This window comes from Clostridium sp. MSTE9 (assembly GCF_000277625.1).
Taxonomy (GTDB): domain Bacteria; phylum Bacillota; class Clostridia; order Oscillospirales; family Acutalibacteraceae; genus Faecalispora; species Faecalispora jeddahensis.
In genome coordinates, this window is record NZ_AKFU01000054.1 from 123,088 (window position 1) to 142,554 (window position 19,467).

The window sequence follows — 19,467 nt, forward strand, 5'->3', positions numbered from 1 at the left end:
AACGTTCTACATTTTTTTACTTGAAATTTTGAGGGAATCGGCGTAACATATAAGCCATATATATTTAATATGTATTGTGTTGAAAAGGGGGGAGCCCGGTTGACACTGAAAGAAATCGCGGCGCGGGCCGGAGTGTCCGTTTCCACTGTATCACGGATTATCAATTCCCCGGACGACAGCTTTGCCCGCAAGGAGGTACGCGACCATGTCTGGGCAATCATCAAGGAGACCGGCTATACGCCCAATCAGAATGCCCGCGCACTCAAGTTTGGAAAAGACCCGTCGCAGGAACCGTCTGCCGGCGCGCTGGCCTGCATTTTGGGCAGGGCCAGAACGATAGAGGATAATCCTTTTTTCGCGCAGCTTGCAAGGGTCATTGAGCAGCGCGCCCTGGAGCAGGGCTACCCTGTGCGGCATTCTTATTCGGTTTTCGATGTCAAAATCAGCGCCATACCGGAAAAAATCGAGTCCTTCAAAGCGGACGGAGCGATTATTTTAGGACGCTTCAGCGGCAATTATATCGGTTTTCTGGAACAGCAGTATAAAAACCTGATTTATGTGGGCCGAAACGTCATTTCTGCCGACTGCGACCAGATCATCTGCGACGGGTACGAGGCGACACAAATCGCAATGAATTACCTGATCGCCTGCGGCCACCGGCGGATCGGCTATATTGGCGAGATTTCAAATGAGGTGCGGTACCAGGCGTACCTGGATACGCTCCGCGAGAACGGGCTGGAATACTCCCGGAGCCTCGTCAGCGATTGCCTGCAGAACGGAGTCGGAGGTTACCAGGGGGCCGAGCATCTGCTGAAAACGGCCAGCCCGCTCCCCACCGCCGTGTTCTGCGCAACCGACATTGCCGCAATCGCCGCACTGCGCCGCTTTACCGAGGCGAAAATCAAAGTGCCGGAACAGCTTTCTCTGATCAGCATGGACAATATCGAGCTTTCCGGATACGTTTCGCCCATGCTGACCACCGTGGGAATGCCAATTGCCGAAATGGGAAATATGGCGGTGCAGACGCTGATTGACAGAATTCAAAAGCGGCACAAGCTTCCCATGAAAATCTTTTTGCCAAACAAACTGGCGATCCGGGAAAGCGTTGTGAATCTGAATGAGGGGATGTACATATAAAAATCCTCATCCATCCGTTCGGGCGCAGATTTCCAGGAACATCCGGCGAACAGCATAGAAATCCAGCAAGGTGCGGTAAGCGGGTGTCACCCAAAAGCCGCCGGCCTGAAGGCGGCTTTGCCAGCTGGACGCACCCTGCCCGAAGATGTCTTCGCGCACATGCTTGCCGGAGACCATGGTAAGCGGTGCGAGCGTGATTTCCGAAACGCCGCTGCGCCGAAGCTCCTCCAGAACGAAATCAAAACCAGGCCGCCCCTCCAACACGCCGACAAATGCTTTGGCAAAGCCCGCTTCCCGCAAACGGTCCGCCAGTTTGGCATAAATCTTCTCCCCCAGCGGGTGCTCGGTGCCGTGGCCCGCAAGAAGCGTCGGCTTTGATCCGTATTCCCGGAACAGGAGCCCGGCAAGCGCCGTAATATTTTCTTCCAAAGACAGAATCGGCTTGCCGATAATCACTCTGTCGCCGTACCCGGCCGCGTCGGAACACAGCTTTTCGTATTCGAAGCCGGGCAGCAAATACACGGGCTGGATCAAAACCTCGTCCGATTCCGCTTTGGCCATCCCTTCCGCCACACTTTTTGCGCAAATCACCCGGCGCGCGGGAAATGCCTGTTCAAATTCGCTTTTCAGAACCGACAGGTTCCTGAAGCCGACCAATAATATCTCCGTTTTTTTATGATTCATCCTGATCACCAATACCTTCTAAATTGATTTTCATCTTACAGAAAAGGACTTATAGAAATGAAACGAATCACCGCTTTCCTTTTACTTTTGCTCTGCTTGCTTATGATTACGACAGGCTGCACGGAAACCGCGCCGAAACCCGAATCCTCTGCGCCCGCCGGAGTGGAATTCACAGACGCTTTGGGCCACACCATCCGCGTTACGGACAGCGACCGGGTCGTCATCGCGTCCGGCAGCTTTGCCCAAACATGGCTTCTGGCAGGCGGCAAGCTGGCGGGTACAACGGACGACTCCTTTAAAGATGACCTTGGCCTGTCGGAAGACGTTGCCAACGTGGGGAGCCTGCACTCGCCCAATCTGGAATCCATTCTGGCGCTGAATCCCAGTCTGGTGATCCTTTCCGCCGACATCAGCGGCCATACCGATCTGGCTGATCAGCTGAACGCCGCTCATATCCCCACCGCTTATTTTTCAGTCGAGGTGTTTGAGGATTACCTCAACATGTTGAAAATCTGTACCGAGATTACCGGGCGGGACGATTTGTATGAAAAGAACGGACTGGACGTTCAGAAGCAGGTTCAGGAAATCATCGCCCGAACCGCCGGGAAACCCTCCCCCAAAGTTCTGTTTCTGCGGGCCGGCGCCGGAAAGGTGGCCGCCCGAAACAGCGATACCATGGCCGGAGCCATGCTGAAAGACATGGGCTGCATCAACATTGCCGACAGTGAGACCGGGCTGCTGGACAATCTGAGCATGGAGGTCATTATCCAAGAGGACCCCGACTTTATTTTCGCAACGACCATGGGCGATTCGGAGGAAAAGGCAAAGAAAGCATTGCAGGACACGCTGCTTTCCAGCCCGGCCTGGGCAAGCTTGAGTGCGGTAAAGAACGGCCGATACGTCACACTGCCAAAGGAGCTGTTCCACCAGAAGCCGAACAACCGATGGGCCGAAGCATATGAACAGCTTTGGGAGATTTTATATGGGGAGCAGTAGAAGAAGTACCCTTGCAATTTTCGCCTGTGCCGTCAGTCTGCTGCTGGCCGCTTTGCTGGCCCTTTCGCTGGGGGCGGTACGCCTGAGCCTGACCGAGCTTTTTTATGGTCTGAAGGAAATCGACAGTCCCGCCGGGCGTATTCTGCTCCATGTGCGGGTGCCTCGCCTGCTGGCCGCCGCGCTGGCCGGGGCAGGACTTTCGGTGTCGGGTGTTCTGATTCAAACCGTGCTGCAGAACCCGCTCGCAAGCCCCGGGATCATCGGCGTGAACGCGGGCGCCGGGCTGGCCGTTGCGCTTTGTATGGCCCTGCTGCCGGGTGTGGTTCTGGTTCTTCCCTTTGCGGCGTTTCTGGGCGCTCTGGCCTCGGTTTTGCTTGTGTATGGAATCGCCCGCAGGGCGGGAGCCTCGCGCATTACGCTCGTGCTGTCCGGCGTCGCGCTCTCCAGCCTGATGACGGCGGGAATCAACACGCTGGTCACAGTATTCCCCGATATTATGACCGGCCTGCGCGATTTTCAGAACGGGGGCTTTGAGGGCGTTTCCACCGGAATCCTGCGGCCCGCCGGACTTGTGATTCTGTTCGGGCTTCTGGTATCGTTGCTCTTTGCCGGGGAGCTGGATGTGCTTGGCCTGGGAGAAATCACCGCCTCCTCGCTGGGGCTGCCGGTTCGGTTTTACCGCTTTCTGTTTCTGGCGCTGGCCGCTGCACTTGCCGGCGCGGCCGTCAGCTTTGCGGGCCTGCTCGGATTTGTGGGGCTGATCGTACCGCATATGGCGCGCTTTCTTCTAAAGGGCAGCGGAAAACGGAGCTTCCTGTTGCTGTCTGCTTTACTGGGGGCGGCCTTTTTGATTCTGTGCGATACCGCCGCCCGAACCGCATTCGCGCCTTTTGAACTGCCTGTCGGGATTCTGGTCGCCTACCTGGGCGTGCCATTTTTCCTGTGGCTGCTCTTTCGGGAAAGGAGAAAACGCCATGATTGAAGTAAAAGAGCTTTCCGGCGGATACCCGGGGGTCGAAGTGGTTCACGATATATCCCTTTCCTTTCCGGACGGGCAGATCACTGCCGTGATCGGCCCCAACGGCTGCGGCAAAAGCACGCTGCTCAATCTTTGCTGCGGTCAGCTGCACCAGACGCAGGGAGAAGTCCTGGCGGATGGAAAATCGCTTTCCATGCTGTCCCGCACGGACATTGCCAGAACCATCGCTCTGCTGCCCCAAAGCAGAACGATCCCGGATATCACGGTAGGCGCCCTGGTCCTGCACGGCCGCTTTCCCTGGCTGGGGTATCCGCGCGTCTACCGGGAAGAGGACAAGGCCGCCGCCGAAAACGCCATGACGCGCACGGGGATTCAGGAAAAAAGCCACAAGCTGCTTGCCCGGCTTTCGGGAGGGGAACGCCAGAAGGCGTATCTCGCCATGCTGCTGGCGCAGAACACCGGCCATATCCTGCTCGATGAGCCGACCACTTATCTGGACATCAACCATCAGCTTCAATTATTCTCCCTTTTGACCGAGCTGAAGCAGGAGGGAAAATGTGTGGTCGCAGTTCTGCACGATTTGGGCACGGCGCTGGAACTTGCCGACCGGGTCGCAGTGATGCGGAAAGGCCGGCTGCTGACAGCCGGAACCCCGGAGCAGGTGATTTTGTCCGGCGCGATCGAAGACGCGTTCGGCGTAAAGATCGGACGCAGAGAGCAATACGCCTTTCTACGGTAATCGACAAGGAGCAATGCCCTCTTTTCCGCTCCCGATTTATGGCCTTTCCTCAGCATGCCTTTTCGAGCAGGATAAAAACCGCACACCAACCGGCGCCGGGCGGAACACCTGAACAGAATCCAAAAAGATCCCTCAGCTTCTCTGTGCTGCGGGATCTTTTTTGCAGCCCTGCCGCAGCGAGCTGGAATCCGCACACCTGCGCGAATCCCCCGCGGGCGCAGGACGGATTCCCGACAAAGGCGATGTCCCGCGATTCCCTATTTGACAAAAAATTTGCCGCAAGCCGCCAAGCAATCTGGATAGCGGACCGGCAGCAAATATTTGTTTCTGCGAATTTGGAAAACAAGCCCCCACGATCACGGACATTTCTTAAATCACAAATGTCTGCTCGCCTTTTAAGGACGCATTCTCCACCAGATGAACCTGGTGATCATTATAGAGATACAGGCGGTAAATCAGCACGCTGACTTCTTCCCCCACAACAAAAGGATCATCCTCCAGAGAGCGGTAGGCGACAAGCCGGACGCCGCCGACATTCAGCCGTAGCTCCAGCATATTGCCGCGAAAGAAGATATCCTCCACCACTCCGCGTTCGGAAGCGTAGGGGTAAATCTCCTGATCGATCTTGGTAACGCGCACAAACTCCGGCCGAAGCACCGCTTTGGTATAGCCTTTTTCATTTTCAAAGCCGTGGAGTCTGCCGTAATCCTCCACCTCGATGGATTCCCCAATGAATTTTGCGGCAAACGGGGTTGTAGGATTCTTATAGATATTTACCGGCGTCCCGATCTGTTCAATGCGGCCCTGATTGGTGATGATGATTTCATCCGCGACCTCGACCGCCTCTTCCTGATCATGGGTGACGAAAATGCTGGTGATGCCCACCTTGTTGATGGTTTCCCGCAGCCAGCTGCGCAGCTCTTTGCGCACCTTGGCGTCAATGGCGGCGAACGGTTCATCCAGCAGCAGCAGGTGGGGGTTCGGCGCCAGTGCGCGGGCAAAGGCCACCCGCTGCCGCTGTCCGCCGGAAAGCTGGTGCGGCCGGCGGCGCTCCAGACCCTCCAGCCCGATCAGCTTGATCAGCTCCCCGACCCGGTCGTTGATATAGCCTTTGTCTTTCTTTTGCACCTCTAGCCCAAAAGCGATGTTGTCAAACACCGTCATGTAGCGAAAAAGAGCGTAATTCTGAAATACAAAGCCGATTCCCCGGTCACTGGCGGGCAAATCGTTCACCCGCTGACCGTTAATGATGATGGTGCCGCTGTCCGGTGTTTCCAGCCCGGCGATGATGCGCAGAATGGTGGTTTTACCGCTGCCGGAAGGGCCCAACAGGCCAATCAGCCTGCCTTTTTCAATCGAAAAGCTGACATTGTCCGCCGCCTGATATGCGCCGAATTTTTTATTGATATTTTGCAGTTCCACATACATATCGTTTACCTCTCTTCCCTCTTGACGCGGTGTTCCACGATGTTGCGCAGAATCAATATGATTACCGCGATCAGAACCAAAATGGAGGAAACGGCAAAGGCGGCCGTCAGATGAAATTCATTGAACAGAATTTCCACATGAAGCGGGAGCGTATTGGTTTTGCCCCGCAGATGCCCGGATACCACCGATACCGCACCGAATTCCCCTAAGCTTCGGGCGGTACAGAGAATCACACCATACAACAGCGCCCATTTTATATGGGGAAAGGTGATCTTGCGGAAGATGGTAAAGCCCCCCGCTCCCATGAGCGCGGCGGCCTCTTCCTCCTCGTTGCCCTGCGCCTGCATGACGGGAATCAATTCGCGCGAAACAAAAGGAAAGGTCACAAAAATAGTGGCCAGCACAATGCCGGGCACGGCGAATACAATTTTGAGATCCATCGCTTCCAAAAGAGGATTGGCCCAGCCGATTCGCCCGAACACCAGAATAAACACCAGACCCGCGATCACGGGTGAAATGGAGAAGGGAATGTCGATCAGGGTGGTGAGTGCCTGCTTGCCCCGAAAGTAAAACTTGCTGATCGTCCAGGCCGCAAAGAGGCCGAATGCCGTGTTGACCACGACCGTAATTCCGGTAGTCAGCAGAGTCAGCTGCAGAGCCTTGACCGCATACACGTCGGTGATCGCGGCAGAAAAGGTCTCCCAGCCCTGGCGCAGGGCATAAACCAGCACGGTAGCCAGGGGCAGCACCAGCATAACGATCAAAAACGCCACGCCCAGCAGGATGAGAATCCCTTTGGTGACTTTCTGTCTCAATCGGCTTACCCCCTTGCGATTTGATTGATTCTGGCCTGGATCAGGTTGATGCCGAACAGCAGGAGGAATGCGAAAACAACCATGACCAGCGCAATAGAGGTGGCGGCGGCGTAATTGAATTGCTCCAGCTTATTCATGATGATCAGCGGCGTGATCTGTGTTTGATACGGAATGTTGCCCGCAATAAACACCACGCTGCCATATTCGCCGATGCAGCGGGCAAAGGCCAGCCCGAAACCGGTGAGCGCTGCGGGCAGAATCTCCGGAAATATCACCTTAAAAAAGATGCGGGAGCGGCTGGCTCCCAGAGTCAAAGCCGCTTCCTCATACTGTGGGTTCAGCTTTTCCAGCACCGGCTGGATCGATCGCACCACAAAGGGAATCCCGATAAAAATCATGGCAATCACAATGCCGGTAGTGGTGTAAGAAATTTTGATGCCGATTTTGTCAAACCAGCTGCCGATCCAGCCCTTGTCGGAATACATGGTGGTCAGCGAAATGCCGGCCACCGCGGTGGGCAGAGCGAAGGGCAGCTCGATCAGACCGTCCAGCACCCGCCGCAGCGGAAACTGATAGCGGGTCAGGATCCATGCAAGGAGGACACCGAAGAACGCGTTGACGACGGCGGCAATCCCCGCGCAGGACAGGCTCACCCGATAGGTGGCCACGGTCTGCTTATCGGTGACCACCCGCCAGAAATCGGCAAAGGTGGAACCGGAAAGGGTCAGAAAAACCGAAAACAGGGGGATCAGCACAATCAGGCTGAGCATCGTGACGGTAACACCCATGGAAAGGCCGAAGCCCGGTATCACATTGCCCTTTCGCGCTTGAAAGAGCTTTTTCAAATCAGGCACCTGTCTCCCCCCTTATGATCAATAATGGCAACAACCACATTACTTTTTATAGATCTGATCGAAAATTGCACCATCTGCAAAGAACTTTTCAGTTGCCTTATCCCAGCCTCCAAAATCATCGTCAATGTTGACCAGCGTCACATTCAGGTCAAAGGTATCGCTGAAATCCTTCAGAATATCGGGATCGGAGGGGCGGTAGTAATTCTGGCCTTCCAAACGCTGCGCCTCATCGGAATACAGGTATTCCAGATACGCCTTGGAGACTTCCTCGGTCCCGTGCTTTTTGACATTGGCGTCCACTACCGCAACCGACGGCTGCGCCAGAATGCTCAGGGACGGGGTGACGATCTCAAAAGTATCCGGATGCTCTTTCAGGGAAAGATAGGCTTCATTTTCCCAGGCCAGCAGCACATCGCCCTGCCCGTTTTCCACAAAGGTGGTGGTAGAGCCGCGGGCACCGGAATCCAGTACGGTCACGTTCGAGTACAGCGATTTCAGGAATTCCTTATCCTTGGTTTCATCGCCTGCAAATTTTTTATCGGCATAAGCCCACGCCGCCAGGAAGTTCCACCGCGCACCGCCGGAGCTTTTGGGGTCGGGAGTGATCACTTCCACACCGGGCTTTACGACATCGTCCCAATCCTTGATGTTCTTCGGGTTCCCCTTTCGAACCAGAAAGACAATGGTAGAGGTATAGGGCGCGCTGCTTTTCGGGAATTCATTTACCCAGCCCTCGTCGATCAGGCCGGCTTTCTGTAATTCGTTTACATCACCCTCGAGCGCCAGCGTAACCACGTCGGCCTCGTTGCCCTCGAGCACGGAACGGGCCTGCTTGCCGGAGCCGCCGTGAGATTGGGTGATTTCCACCTTCTGGCCCTTTTCCTTCTCCCAGTACTTCTGGAAGAGCTGGTTATACTGCTCGTAAAGCTCACGCGTGGGGTCGTAGGAAACATTGGTGATGGACACGGACGCGGCGGTAGGCTTTGCCTCAGAAGCTGCGGCGGACCCGGCGGCTCCGGAAGAAGTGCTGTTTTCGGTGTTGCCGGCGCAGCCGGTAAAAGCGCTCAGAATCGAAGCTAAGGCGACCGTCAGCGCCAGTGTTTTTTTCAATACATAAGATCTGCTTTTCATAGAAAACCCCTCATTTCGTTATTTTCGTTTCATTTCGATTGCTTTGGCCCTGGTGTCAGGGTCATTGCCGCATCACATTCGATCTGTATCCATGAAAGCAGTACAACATCGAAAGCGCGCCGGGACACGCAGATTGCTTTGATTCAACATTTGCATCATCCTCGCTTTCTAAAACATACTCAATAGATATGTATAATATGACTTTAGTATACGGGAACGATTGGGATTTTGCAACGAAAAATTAAGCAATCGTTTGCGCTTTCCGACTGCGCGCACGAGGATTTTCCCAGGCGTTTCACCCGTTTGTCAACAGCGCTGCGCTTCTTTTTCGGCCGAGGGGAGCCGATCACAGGGTCAGGGCAGTCAAGAAAACGCCCGCGAATCATCCCATCACCTCGTTTTTGTTCTCCTGCGCGTCTTTCATGCTTCGATAGGCCACAGGGCTTCTCCCGTAGTACTTCTTGAACCGCCTGGAAAAATAATCGATATCATGGTACCCAAGCCGGTAGCTTACATCGTAAATTTTAAGGCCGGTATTTCGGAGCAGATATTCCGCACGCGCCATTTTCACCTGCGTCACATAATCATTGAAATGCATTCCGGTCTTAACGGGAAAGGTACTGCTCAAATAAGTGGGGTTCATATAGAATTTCTGTGCCAGAACCTTCAGCTTCAGGTCCGCCTCCGGGTGGGAAAGGACATAGGAGCAGATTTCGCCGATGGTGTCATTCTCTGATTCCGGCAGAAACTTTTTGATAAAATGCAGCAGAAAATCTATTCTTTTGCAATAGAAGCCGCGGTACGCATCGTTCTCTCCCTCATGGGGGAAATCCGCCAGATCGAAAAAGAGGGAATCAATATAATTGGCCAGCCACGGAAACCGAAGGTACGCCGCATCCACCACATTGTGATACAGCCGCCGCGCCATCAGATCCGCCCGGATAACATTGTCCTCCATCATGCCGTAAAGATGATCGACCGTGCTGCAGAACAAAGAAAGTGCGTCCGGCCTGCGGCGCTGAAGCGCGTCCGAAATGTGCTTTTCTTCCTCCTGCGGATACTCCCAGCCGGCGGCGATTTCCGCTGCGGGCACGGACTCGTTTTCACGGCTGAGAGAATCCAGAAAGCTGCGGGCACGGCCGAACAGCTCCAGCAGCGCGCTTTCTTCCGGAGGTTTCACCAGATAATCAAACGCGCCGAGAACGATGCCCTGACGGGCATAGCGGAATTCGCAGTATTCGCTGAGCAGGACGACGCAGGGGCAGCATTTCTCCCTTTTGATCCGGCGTAAAAGCTGCAGGCCATCCATCACCGGCATGCGGATATCCGTCAGAACCAAGTCGAACTTTTCACGGTGCAGAAGCTCAAGCGCTTCTTTTCCGTTTGCGGCGCTCGCCGCAGCCTCAAAGCCCGACTCTTCGCCCCAGACCCTCAGCCGTTTTGTTTCGGTGAGAAAGATCTCCCAATCATCCACCAAAAGCACCCGATACATTTGGTATTCACCTCCATACATCCGCTGCGTCAATCATCTTAGAATATTTTCCGGCGGCAGGGTAAAAAACAGGCTCGCGCCTTTTCCGACCTCACCGATAATCCAGACCTTGCCGCCCATCTTCTGGATCAGGCTTTTCACAATGAAAAGCCCTACACCGCTCCCTTCAAACTCATTTTCAGAGTGCATGCGCTGGAACATACCGAATAAATTTTCCGAATACTCCATATCAAATCCCACGCCGTTATCGCGGATATAAAAAACGTCCTCTCCCTTTTCCCGGTGAAAGCCTGCCGTAATGACGGCCTTGCTCTCTTCCCGGGTGAACTTCAGCGCGTTGGAGAGAATGTTGATCACGATCTGCCGCATCAGCGTGCGGTCGCACAGCACAAAGGGGATTTCTTCCCCGAAAATCAGCACAGCCTCCTGATCCTTCTCCGTATATCCCTCCACCAGCTTTTTGAAGACCGTGCGGATCATTTGCTGCAGGTCGACGGTTTCTTTGACCGGCTCAATCTCGGACAGGCGGGTATACTCCAAAAGCTGATTGATGAGCGTGAGCGTATCGCGGCAAATTTCACGGATATTCAGGATCAGCGAGAGGCCATTCGGATCGATCTGTCCGCCGTAATCCTCAAGGAAAATGCGCGCATACCCATCGATCGCCCGCACCGGGGCTTTAATCTCGTGAGAGAGCGTAAAATTCAGCGCCTGAAGATCGGCGCCCGGCCGCTGTACAAAACCAGCGCCATTTTTTGTTTCTGTTTCGGCCCTGCGGTCATCCATACGGCACCCACTCCGAATGTATCATTTTTTCCTTCTTCACATCATTGGAACAAATCAGAAAGCTGTTCAGTACCGGGCAGTCCGGCTGCAGGAGCGAAAGAATCAGGTAGCTCAGCGAGGGATCAAACGCCAGCCTGACGTCCTCCAAAGAGGGGCGCGAAGGGGTGGCGGGGTGGCTGTGAAAATTCCCAAGTAAATTCCAGCCGTTTTTCCGCATATCCGCAACAGCCGCAAACTGCTCCCGAGCATCCATGGAAAAGTGCTCCGGGCTCTCATCGATGTTCCTCATCAGGTACACTTTTTTTACCATCTTGCACTCCCCCGCCCAAATTCCGCCCAGCAGCCCGCAGCCTTCGTTGGGCAGGCAATCCCGGCTGTGACGGACGATTTCCTGAATCTGTTGTTGATTGATTATGATCATAATGGGCCCCCGCATTTTGTTGGGATTCTGGAATCGACCGGCATATTGGAACAGCTCAAATAACCTGCCGTATCGCCGTAAACCATACTATTCATGTCTGCATAGTATATTATTCATAATTCTATCATAATTCGCTTTAATGTCAATTCAATCATTTTTTCAGCGAAAGAAAATCTGCCATTAAGCTAAAGATTATCCCCTTGTAAGTCCTCTGGTTGTTTACTATAATTAAGTTCATTAAATCCAATTTACACTAATCATATATGCAAAGTATATTAATTAAACAAATCAATTTCTAAAAAAGCGGGAGTGGAAAAAATGAAAGATTGGATGAAGGGCCCCGGCGGCACCGTGGGCGGAATATGAATCAGAACGGAGAGGATGCGCGCATGCGTTCAATCAATGTCCTCATTGTGGAGGAATTTCAATACATCGCGGATTTGAATGTTCTGGAGCTGAAACGCGGCGGCTTTACCGTACACAGCCGCTATGTTTCCAGCGAGGTGAGTATGTGCGAAGCTTTAGAGGAGCAAGAGTGGGACATTATTCTTTCAGACAACGCCACGCCGCATTTCAACGCCATGCAGGCGCTGGCCGTGCGCAACCGGCTGCGGCAGAAAACGCCGTTTATCATTGTTTCTGAGGATATTGCGCCGGAAAGCATTCGTTACGCAATGAAAAATCATTGCTGTGCCTACCTGCTGAAAGAAAATTTACACCAGCTTGCCATTCTGGTTCGAAAGATTCTGGAAAGCCAGTCGGATACCCGATAACAAATAAGGAGTTTTATTATGACAGTCACGATCAACGGAAAGCAGAACACGTTTGAACAGGAACTGACCGTGCAGGAGCTTTTGGAGAAAGCGCATGTGGAGCTGCAGGAATATGTCACCGTCCAGGTCAATGATGAAATTCTGAAGAGAGAGAATTTCGATTCCACCACGATCCGTGACGGTGATCGTGTGGAATTTCTCTATTACATGGGCGGCGGATGTTGAAGAGAATACCGGCCAACTGCTGAATTTCGTCTGGGGTAAGCCAAAACATCCTCCATTGAAAAAGAGGAGCATTAAATATATTATAAACATATATATTCAATATGTTTATGCAGTCAGTGATTAGGAGGTGTGGTTTTTCAATGAGGTTAAAACAAATCCGGATTTTATGGATGGGACAGCGGCGCTGTTGTACATGGCAAATTTTTAATTCCACTCAGTTAAAAAGGAGAGTATTCACATGAAAAAAAGAATTCCTGCGGCATTCGCCGCCGCCGGACTGATCCTGTCTCTGTTTTCCGGCTGCTCGGGAACCCAGACCGTCTCAAGCGCACCGGCCTCTTCGGAGAATTTAAGCGTTTCCTCGCAGGCCGCTTCCTCCGACCCAGGCAAAATCGGCGAGCTGGAAGCCCTTCCGACCTTGAAAATAGCCGCCAGTGACTGGGCGTATGTGGCGGACAAAAGGGGCTGGTTCAAAGAAGCGTTTGAGGACAAAGGCATCAAAGTTGAGCTGGTGCAGGGCACACTGGGCAACGAAGCACAGCTGATTGCCCGCGGGGACCTGCATTTCGCAAACCGGATGCTGTACCCCTACCTGCTTTACCGTTCTCAGGGCGCCGATCTGACCGCGGTTCAGGTTTCCAATCATCCGGAGCCCAAAATCGCAAGCATTATTGTGCCGAAGGATTCCCCGATCAAAACCTTTGATGATCTGAAGGGAAAGAAAATCGCAAGCTGGCGTGCGGGCTGCCCTTACATGGTTCTCTATGAACTGGCGGAAGACAAGGGCTGGAAAGAGGGCACGGACTGGACCTATGTTAACATTCCCTCCAGTGAAAGCAAAACCGCCCTGATTTCGAAGCAGGTGGACGCCATTTCCGCCCATCCGCTCACAGACATAGCCGCAATGCTGCTCGACGGTTCCGGGCGTGAAATCGCCAACCCGGCCGAGGATTCCGTCTATATCAACGGCGGCGGCGTAACCGTAACCTTTACCTCTTCGGAATTCGCGGAAAAGTACCCGAACATTTCGAAGACATATCTTGCCCTGCAGGATAAAACGGAGCAGTGGATGCTTCAAAACCTGGATGAGGCGTCAACCATTGTGGAAGGCGTCAGCCGCGTACCCGCGAATATTTCCAAATTTGCATGGGATCGTATGGGGACCGCCTGGAGCTCCAACACCGACCTGAAAGAAATTGAGTCTGAAACCAAAACCATGCAGGATTGGCTGGTCGCCCACGGAGACATTGCGTCCGACAAACAGGTGGAGGTATCGAAGCTCTTTGCTTCTCAATACTTTGACCAATAACCGAACGATGATTCCATCTAAGGAGGAATGATGATGGCACACTCACATATCAAAGAAATTCATTATACAATCTGCCCGGTGGGCAATGCCAGCTACCTTGCGGCCAGCCGCGGCAAGCTGACGGAATCGCTGAAAAAGCTGGAGGTAACACCGGTACTGCTGCAAAGCCTGCCCCAGCCGTTCTGGAAAGCGCATTTCGATTATCAGGACCCGCTCCTGTTCCGGGAGGGCGGAAATATTCCGCCGGTCTGGGCCAAATCCAACGGCGCAGACGTTGTGCTGATCGGCCTTGCGCTGCTCAAGCAAAGGCAGTACATTCTTGTGCGGGCGGACTCCCCCATCGATTCTGTGGAGCAGCTCCGCGGCTACCGGATCGGAATTCCGGTTCACCCCGCAGCTTTGATCGATTTTCATAAGGCGACGGCAGAGCACGGCTTTGCTCTTGCGCTGGCCGCACGCGGTGTTTCCCTGAAGGAAGCAAACTTCGTGCCGATCCACGCAGATGGAGATTTTGTTTCCGTCCCCCGGTGGGCAAGGAGCCAATCGGAGCCCGAAGAGGTGCAGGCACTCAATAACGGTGAAGTCGACGCCATCTATGTCAAAAGCTCCAAGGCACAAAAGCTGCTGGACACCGGAAAATACCGCGTGCTTTTCGATATCGCAGAGAATCCTTCCCAGCTTTCGCCGATCAACAATGAATATCCCAACGCGCTGACTGTCAGCCGCTATTTGGCGGAGGAATTCCCCGAGGTGGTAATTGCCTATGTAAAAGAGCTGCTGCTTGCGGCACAATGGGCGAAAGCAAACCGCGAGGAAGCGCTGACGCTGCTGGCAGAGCAGACCTTCGGTACCGTCGGGCAGGCCGTTTCTTCGCACTACCGCGACTTTTACCGAACCCTTGCGCCAAACCTTTCCGAAGAAAGCCTGCAGGCGCTGGAAGCGCAAAAGCGTTTCCTGTTTGATGGGGGATACCTGAAAAAAGATTTCGATCTTGCCAAGTGGGCCGACGACCGCTTCCTGAAAGCGGCACAGGCTGAAATTGATTCCGAACAAAAAGAAAGGGAGGCATAACGCCATGTCAATTCAAGAATTTCGCTATACCATCTGCCCGGTGGGCAACTCCAGTTTTCTTTCGGCCAACCGCGAGGAGTTTTTACAGGCTGCATTTGAAAAGCGCGGCGTGAAGCCCACGCTTCTGCAAAGCCTGCCGCGCGACCAATGGCATGTGCATTTTGATTATCAAGATCCGGCGCTCTTCCGCGAGGGCGGGAACATTCCCCCGATCTGGGCAAAATCCAACGATGCGGACGTCGTGCTGATCGGCCTGGCTTTTCTGCCGCACCGCACCTTTCTTCTGGTGCGAAACGATTCCAACGTGGATTCCGTGGAACAGCTCCGCGGTCTGCGCCTTGGCGTGCCCGTAAACGCGGACGCGATCATTGATTTTTACCGTGCAACCGTAGAGCATGGTTTTGAAACAGCCCTTGCGGCACGCGGCGTAGCCGCCGCAGAGGTGGAATTCACCCATCTTTCGGCGAACGTTTCCTTTTCGTCCGGCAGCCCGGATCACAAAGGCAATTTGGGCCAGGTAGAGGCCGATGCGCTGAAGGCCGGTAAGGTAGACGCGATTTTTGCAGGCGGCGTGTTTGCACAGAGGCTGCTCGCAACCGGAGAGTTTAAACCGATCTATGAGCTGAGCGCTGACCCGGAGCTGGTGCTGCCCATCAATAATTCTTACCCGAACACACTGACTGTCAGCCGTCAGCTCGCGGAGGAAGCGCCGGAGATTGTTGTGGAATATATCAAGCAGACGCTGCTCGCTGCAAAATGGGCACAAAACCATTATTCGGAGGTTCTGGAGCTATTCACCCGGCAGCTGCACGGCACCCCTGGCGAGGTGACAACCTCCCTCCCGATCAACTTCCACAAGCACCTGGCGGTGAATCTGTCTGAGCAAGCTCTTCTGGCACTGGAGGGCCAAAAACGATTCCTGTATGACCACGGGTATCTCAGTAAGGACTTTGATCTGGCAAAATGGGCGGACGACAGGTTCCTCAAAGCTGCACTGGCGGAAATCGAACAGGATGCCTGACGCAAAGACCGGCTTGTTTTCAAGAGGAAGGGGACCGTTTGTGACAAATATTATTGCAGCCATCTTAAAATCAGCCGGACAGACGGCGAATCAGCCTCACAGAAAAAAGGCCTCCGCTTCCCCGCTGATCAACCGTATCAAAATTTATGCAAATCTGATGATCGTGCCGGTATTGCTGCTTGCCGCATGGCAGCTTCTCTCCAGTACAGGGCTTCTGCTCGAGGTCGTTCTGCCCTCCCCGTGGAAAGTGCTGATGGGTCTGGAAACCATCATTCTGAACGGCACACTCGCAATCGACCTGCGCGACAGCGGCATCCGCGTTCTGATCGGGTATTTCTGGGGCGTGGTGATCGGCCTGACACTTGGCCTTGCCAGCGGGCTTTCCAAATTCATCGAGCGTCTGGTGGGCCCCGTGGTGGATGTGCTGCGGCAGATCCCGCTTTACGCCTGGATCCCTCTGATTATTTTGTGGTTCGGGATCGGAGAGCTTTCCAAATATGTGATCATTGCCAAAGCGGTGTTTATTCCGATCTTTGTCAATACACTGCAGGGAATCCGCGGTGTTTCCAAAGAATACATTGAAGTATCACAGGTGCTTGAGCTGCACTATTTCAGGCTTCTCACAAAGGTCGTGCTGCCCTCGGCCCTGCCCTCCATTTTCACCGGGCTGCGCCTTGGCGCGGGTTTCGCATGGATGGCTGTGGTCGCGGCTGAGATGCTGGGCGGCCTGACCGGAATCGGCTATGGCCTGCTGCAGGCAAAGGATTTTCTGCAGTCCGACAAGCTGATCGCGCTGATGATCGTAATCGGCCTGGTCGGTTTTCTGGTGGATCGTGTCCTCAAGGCAGTGGAATCGTCCGTACTGCATTGGAGAAAGGGTTTTAGCGGTGAAAAACAGTAAAAGTCAAACAGCAATCAAAACAGAGCTGCCAATCATCGTTGACAATTCCGCGGAATTGTCGGTGAACCGGGTTTCTAAAACTTTTTCCTCCAAATCCGGCGATGTAAAAGCAATCAACAATGTATCTTTGAACATTTACAAGGGTGAATTCGTGTCCCTGATCGGGCCGAGCGGCTGCGGAAAAACTACGCTGCTGCGCCTGATTTCCGGTTTGGAACAGGATTATGAGGGAAACATCATGCTCGAGGGCAACCGGATTGAAAATCCCGGCCTGGACCGCGGGATGATTTTTCAGGAGCATCGGCTGCTCCCCTGGCTCACAGTGGGTGCGAACGTTGCCCTGGGGCTCCCGGGATCCGCTGCCTCAAACAGGGACCGCGTACACTTTTATCTGGAAAAGGTGGGGCTTGCGGAATTTATAGACGCCTACCCCACACAGCTTTCCGGCGGAATGGCGCAAAGGGCGGCCATCGCACGGGCACTGATCTGCCAGCCCAAAATTCTGCTTCTGGATGAACCGTTCGGCGCGCTGGACGCCCTGACCCGAGTTCATATGCAGGATGAGATCGAAAAAATCTGGCTGGCGGAAAAAACGACCATGATCCTCGTCACTCACGACATTGAGGAAGCAATCTTTCTCGGCGATCGCGTCGTCGTTATGAGCGCAAGGCCTGCGGAAATCAATACGATTGTGCCGGTGCGCCTGCCGCGCAGCAGAGACAGAAGCGACCCAAAATTTGTAGAGCTGCGTAAGAATGTTGTGAATATTTTCCATGAGATGGTCGGAACATATTCCATCTGACACGCGGGAAAGCCAACCTGATGTTGGTATCCTTCTTTCCATGCAGCGCACAGAATGATAGACAAAAACCTGCCGGCCCTTTCCTTAAGCGTATGGAAAGGGCCGGCAGGTTTTTGTCTGATTCGGAACAGTGAAAGATTCCTCTGTTTTATGGCAAGGTGGTACCTTCAAAAGTACTGAACAGATCTTTTCTGTTCAGTACTTTGAAAGATTACAGAAAAAGTGCATCATGTTTTCATCATGAATATTGACTTTCGGGGTGAGTGTTCTAAAACAGTATGTCGCCAAGCTGATTCATAACTGCTTTCTATTCCCGTTCCCTGAGATTGGAACAAAATCCTCACCGACTGCGGTTAACCGGCAAGAAGCTGCGATAAAAGTCTAAAACCTGCATAGACACTGGGGCTGGAGGACTTACAAATGGTTCGAGTATTCATAGCAACAAACCCGAAAATCCGCATAAAATCAGTCTCTACGGCTGCAAGCAGACGAATATTACACCCAACGTACTTGTTGTTGATGGCAAGTGCTTTATCAGGGGCTTTCCGCCATTCAGGCTAACTCGCCAAACAGACGATACCCTTTTTTATTTGTCTCTTCCTCTTTACGATGAAAGACAAAGGGCTTGTCAAAATGCCTGCACGCCAACGCGTAATGACAAAGCGCGATGCCCATATCTACCTCTGTTTTTTTATAAACCAGCGAAAGCGGGGGTTTCAGGCTCTGTTTGTAAAGCAAAACCCTATCACCGGATTCTTCTAAATACCAGGGCTGGATGTTCATGCCGGATGGCGCCAGATGTACGGCTTGAATACATGTATTTTCCGGGGCGTTGGTGATTTCATTGATCGGCTTGCGCTTGAATTCATCTTTGCTGCGGTGTACAGACTCGTTCGCCTGACCAAACGCAATGGTGATGATGTCTTTGCTATTGGCGTCTTCCATATCTTTTGTCTTACCAAGCCAAACGCTGCCGATGTCGTGGGCATCAAACCACAAAATGAGCTGTTGAAAAAGAAACCCTGCATTCTCCGATTCTTTTTCTTTGCCCTGTCCGCTGATCATCAGATAATGCGGAGCCTGCACTTTAAATATCCCCTTGGCTTTGGTGACAAACCGGTACTCCAGCGGCACATCGGGATAAAGCAGTTCGAATCCATTGATCGCCTCACGAATTTCTTCCAGCCGCTTCTCTTCAAAAGGCTGTTGAGTGTAGTTTCTGCATGACTTTCTTCTGTTGATGGAGTCAAACAAATCCATGATACATTCTCCTTTATCAAAATAGTATGGTTTGCGTTATAGGATTAATAATGTCTCTCCATGGTCTCGTCAACAAGCATTACTAACTTTTTCAGGGGCTCAAAGGCATCCACGTTAATATGATAAAAAGTCATTGTGCCTTCCTTGCGCATCCGCACGATCCCGGCATCTTTCATCACCTTTAAATGATGCGAAACAGCTGGTCGTGAAAGGTGGGTGTGGGCAGTGATCTCACCCACACGCATTCCTTCTTTACAGGTGTTTTGCATGAGGGTCACTAAAATGGATTGTCGCACTTCGTCCCCAATTGCCGTCAAAATCTGCCGACAATCATTAAATTTATCCTGAATTTCTTGAAAGCTTGCGGTACTATTGCTCATGGCCATCACTCCAATTGGTTTATCGGTTCGAACAAATAAACTATGATCATTATATCCGCATCTTCATTTATTATCAACATTGAGTAAGAAAATCGAGATGGATAGTATACTCGAATAGAACAGATCCCCATCAGATATAAAATGAGGGGGCAAGCAATCTTGTTTTGAATTTTCCACAGTACTTCGTGCAAAAACGATATGAAATTTTTTGTTCTATTTCTTGTCCAAACTTGATCCCTCAAATACAAAAACAGCCAACCCAA

General features: G+C 52.8%; 21 protein-coding genes. 11 read left to right on the forward strand and 10 right to left on the reverse strand.

Features of this window, described 5'->3' with window-relative positions; genetic code table 11:
* The first annotated feature begins 99 nt into the window (after positions 1–99).
* Positions 100–1,137 carry a LacI family DNA-binding transcriptional regulator gene (locus tag HMPREF1141_RS16575; RefSeq protein ID WP_009066672.1) on the forward strand — a complete coding sequence of 346 codons (1,038 nt, stop codon included), beginning with the start codon at positions 100–102 and terminating at the stop codon, positions 1,135–1,137.
* A 6-nt stretch (positions 1,138–1,143) separates the two neighbouring features.
* Here the strand turns inward: HMPREF1141_RS16575 and HMPREF1141_RS16580 are convergent, their stop codons facing one another.
* A complete protein-coding gene (locus HMPREF1141_RS16580) occupies positions 1,144–1,821 on the reverse strand; it encodes a sirohydrochlorin cobaltochelatase (RefSeq protein WP_035317365.1) in 678 nt (225 codons plus the stop codon).
* 57 nt (positions 1,822–1,878) lie between these two features.
* On the opposite strand from HMPREF1141_RS16580, the gene HMPREF1141_RS16585 reads away from it, so the two are divergent.
* The 3 genes from HMPREF1141_RS16585 to HMPREF1141_RS16595 are packed head-to-tail and all read left to right on the forward strand — an operon-like array spanning position 1,879 to position 4,535.
* Positions 1,879–2,817 carry an ABC transporter substrate-binding protein gene (locus HMPREF1141_RS16585; RefSeq protein ID WP_035317366.1) on the forward strand — a complete coding sequence of 313 codons (939 nt, stop codon included), beginning with the start codon at positions 1,879–1,881 and terminating at the stop codon, positions 2,815–2,817.
* Entirely contained in the window at positions 2,804–3,799 is a 996-nt protein-coding gene (locus tag HMPREF1141_RS16590; RefSeq protein ID WP_009066721.1) for an iron ABC transporter permease, read from the forward strand. The genes HMPREF1141_RS16585 and HMPREF1141_RS16590 overlap by 14 nt, the downstream gene beginning before the upstream one ends.
* Complete coding sequence (locus HMPREF1141_RS16595) at positions 3,792–4,535, forward strand: ABC transporter ATP-binding protein (protein WP_009066717.1); 744 nt, start codon at positions 3,792–3,794, stop codon at positions 4,533–4,535. Before HMPREF1141_RS16590 ends, HMPREF1141_RS16595 begins: the two co-directional genes overlap by 8 nt.
* 369 nt (positions 4,536–4,904) lie before the next feature.
* On the opposite strand, the gene cysA is transcribed toward HMPREF1141_RS16595, so the two are convergent.
* The 7 genes from cysA to HMPREF1141_RS16640 all read right to left on the reverse strand — a co-directional run bounded on the left by cysA (position 4,905) and on the right by HMPREF1141_RS16640 (position 11,462).
* Entirely contained in the window at positions 4,905–5,963 is a 1,059-nt protein-coding gene (gene cysA / locus HMPREF1141_RS16605) for a sulfate ABC transporter ATP-binding protein (protein ID WP_009066627.1), read from the reverse strand.
* 5 nt (positions 5,964–5,968) lie between these two features.
* Positions 5,969–6,778 carry a sulfate ABC transporter permease subunit CysW gene (gene cysW / locus HMPREF1141_RS16610; RefSeq protein WP_009066740.1) on the reverse strand — a complete coding sequence of 270 codons (810 nt, stop codon included), beginning with the start codon at positions 6,776–6,778 and terminating at the stop codon, positions 5,969–5,971.
* A 5-nt stretch (positions 6,779–6,783) separates the two neighbouring features.
* Positions 6,784–7,632 carry a sulfate ABC transporter permease subunit CysT gene (gene cysT, locus HMPREF1141_RS16615; RefSeq protein WP_009066761.1) on the reverse strand — a complete coding sequence of 283 codons (849 nt, stop codon included), beginning with the start codon at positions 7,630–7,632 and terminating at the stop codon, positions 6,784–6,786.
* Positions 7,633–7,671: 39 nt separating this feature from the next.
* Complete coding sequence (locus tag HMPREF1141_RS16620; protein ID WP_009066659.1) at positions 7,672–8,763, reverse strand: sulfate ABC transporter substrate-binding protein; 1,092 nt, start codon at positions 8,761–8,763, stop codon at positions 7,672–7,674.
* Between the two features lie 382 nt (positions 8,764–9,145).
* Positions 9,146–10,255, reverse strand: coding sequence for a response regulator (locus tag HMPREF1141_RS16630; protein ID WP_009066629.1), 1,110 nt, complete (start codon positions 10,253–10,255; stop codon positions 9,146–9,148).
* Between the two features lie 33 nt (positions 10,256–10,288).
* On the reverse strand, positions 10,289–11,041 hold the full coding sequence (locus HMPREF1141_RS16635; protein WP_009066745.1) for an ATP-binding protein: 753 nt from the start codon (positions 11,039–11,041) through the stop codon (positions 10,289–10,291).
* Positions 11,034–11,462 (reverse strand): M67 family metallopeptidase, encoded by a 429-nt coding sequence (locus HMPREF1141_RS16640; protein WP_009066522.1) that lies wholly within the window; start codon positions 11,460–11,462, stop codon positions 11,034–11,036. Before HMPREF1141_RS16640 ends, HMPREF1141_RS16635 begins: the two co-directional genes overlap by 8 nt.
* Positions 11,463–11,851: 389 nt before the next feature.
* Here HMPREF1141_RS16640 and HMPREF1141_RS16645 point away from each other — a divergent pair, with 389 nt between their 5' ends.
* From HMPREF1141_RS16645 to HMPREF1141_RS16675, 7 genes are all read left to right on the forward strand, one after another.
* Positions 11,852–12,235 (forward strand): response regulator, encoded by a 384-nt coding sequence (locus HMPREF1141_RS16645; protein WP_035317397.1) that lies wholly within the window; start codon positions 11,852–11,854, stop codon positions 12,233–12,235.
* Between the two features lie 18 nt (positions 12,236–12,253).
* A complete protein-coding gene (gene thiS, locus HMPREF1141_RS16650; RefSeq protein ID WP_009066578.1) occupies positions 12,254–12,460 on the forward strand; it encodes a sulfur carrier protein ThiS in 207 nt (68 codons plus the stop codon).
* 238 nt (positions 12,461–12,698) lie between these two features.
* Positions 12,699–13,769, forward strand: a complete 1,071-nt coding sequence (locus HMPREF1141_RS16655) for an ABC transporter substrate-binding protein (protein ID WP_009066662.1) — start codon at positions 12,699–12,701, stop codon at positions 13,767–13,769.
* Positions 13,770–13,802: 33 nt separating this feature from the next.
* Positions 13,803–14,840 (forward strand): ABC transporter substrate-binding protein, encoded by a 1,038-nt coding sequence (locus HMPREF1141_RS16660; RefSeq protein ID WP_035317368.1) that lies wholly within the window; start codon positions 13,803–13,805, stop codon positions 14,838–14,840.
* A 4-nt stretch (positions 14,841–14,844) separates the two neighbouring features.
* A complete protein-coding gene (locus tag HMPREF1141_RS16665) occupies positions 14,845–15,861 on the forward strand; it encodes a hypothetical protein (protein WP_009066776.1) in 1,017 nt (338 codons plus the stop codon).
* A 40-nt stretch (positions 15,862–15,901) separates the two neighbouring features.
* The gene (locus tag HMPREF1141_RS16670) at positions 15,902–16,762 is read left to right on the forward strand and encodes an ABC transporter permease (protein WP_009066683.1); all 861 of its coding nucleotides are present in this window, start codon (positions 15,902–15,904) and stop codon (positions 16,760–16,762) included.
* Positions 16,749–17,564, forward strand: coding sequence for an ABC transporter ATP-binding protein (locus HMPREF1141_RS16675; protein WP_009066540.1), 816 nt, complete (start codon positions 16,749–16,751; stop codon positions 17,562–17,564). The genes HMPREF1141_RS16670 and HMPREF1141_RS16675 overlap by 14 nt, the downstream gene beginning before the upstream one ends.
* Before the next feature lie 552 nt (positions 17,565–18,116).
* Here the strand turns inward: HMPREF1141_RS16675 and HMPREF1141_RS16680 are convergent.
* Both HMPREF1141_RS16680 and HMPREF1141_RS16685 read right to left on the reverse strand, forming a co-directional pair.
* Positions 18,117–18,824 carry a nitroreductase family protein gene (locus tag HMPREF1141_RS16680; RefSeq protein WP_009066759.1) on the reverse strand — a complete coding sequence of 236 codons (708 nt, stop codon included), beginning with the start codon at positions 18,822–18,824 and terminating at the stop codon, positions 18,117–18,119.
* Positions 18,825–18,868: 44 nt separating this feature from the next.
* Complete coding sequence (locus tag HMPREF1141_RS16685) at positions 18,869–19,204, reverse strand: metalloregulator ArsR/SmtB family transcription factor (protein WP_009066499.1); 336 nt, start codon at positions 19,202–19,204, stop codon at positions 18,869–18,871.
* Positions 19,205–19,467: the final 263 nt, after the last annotated feature.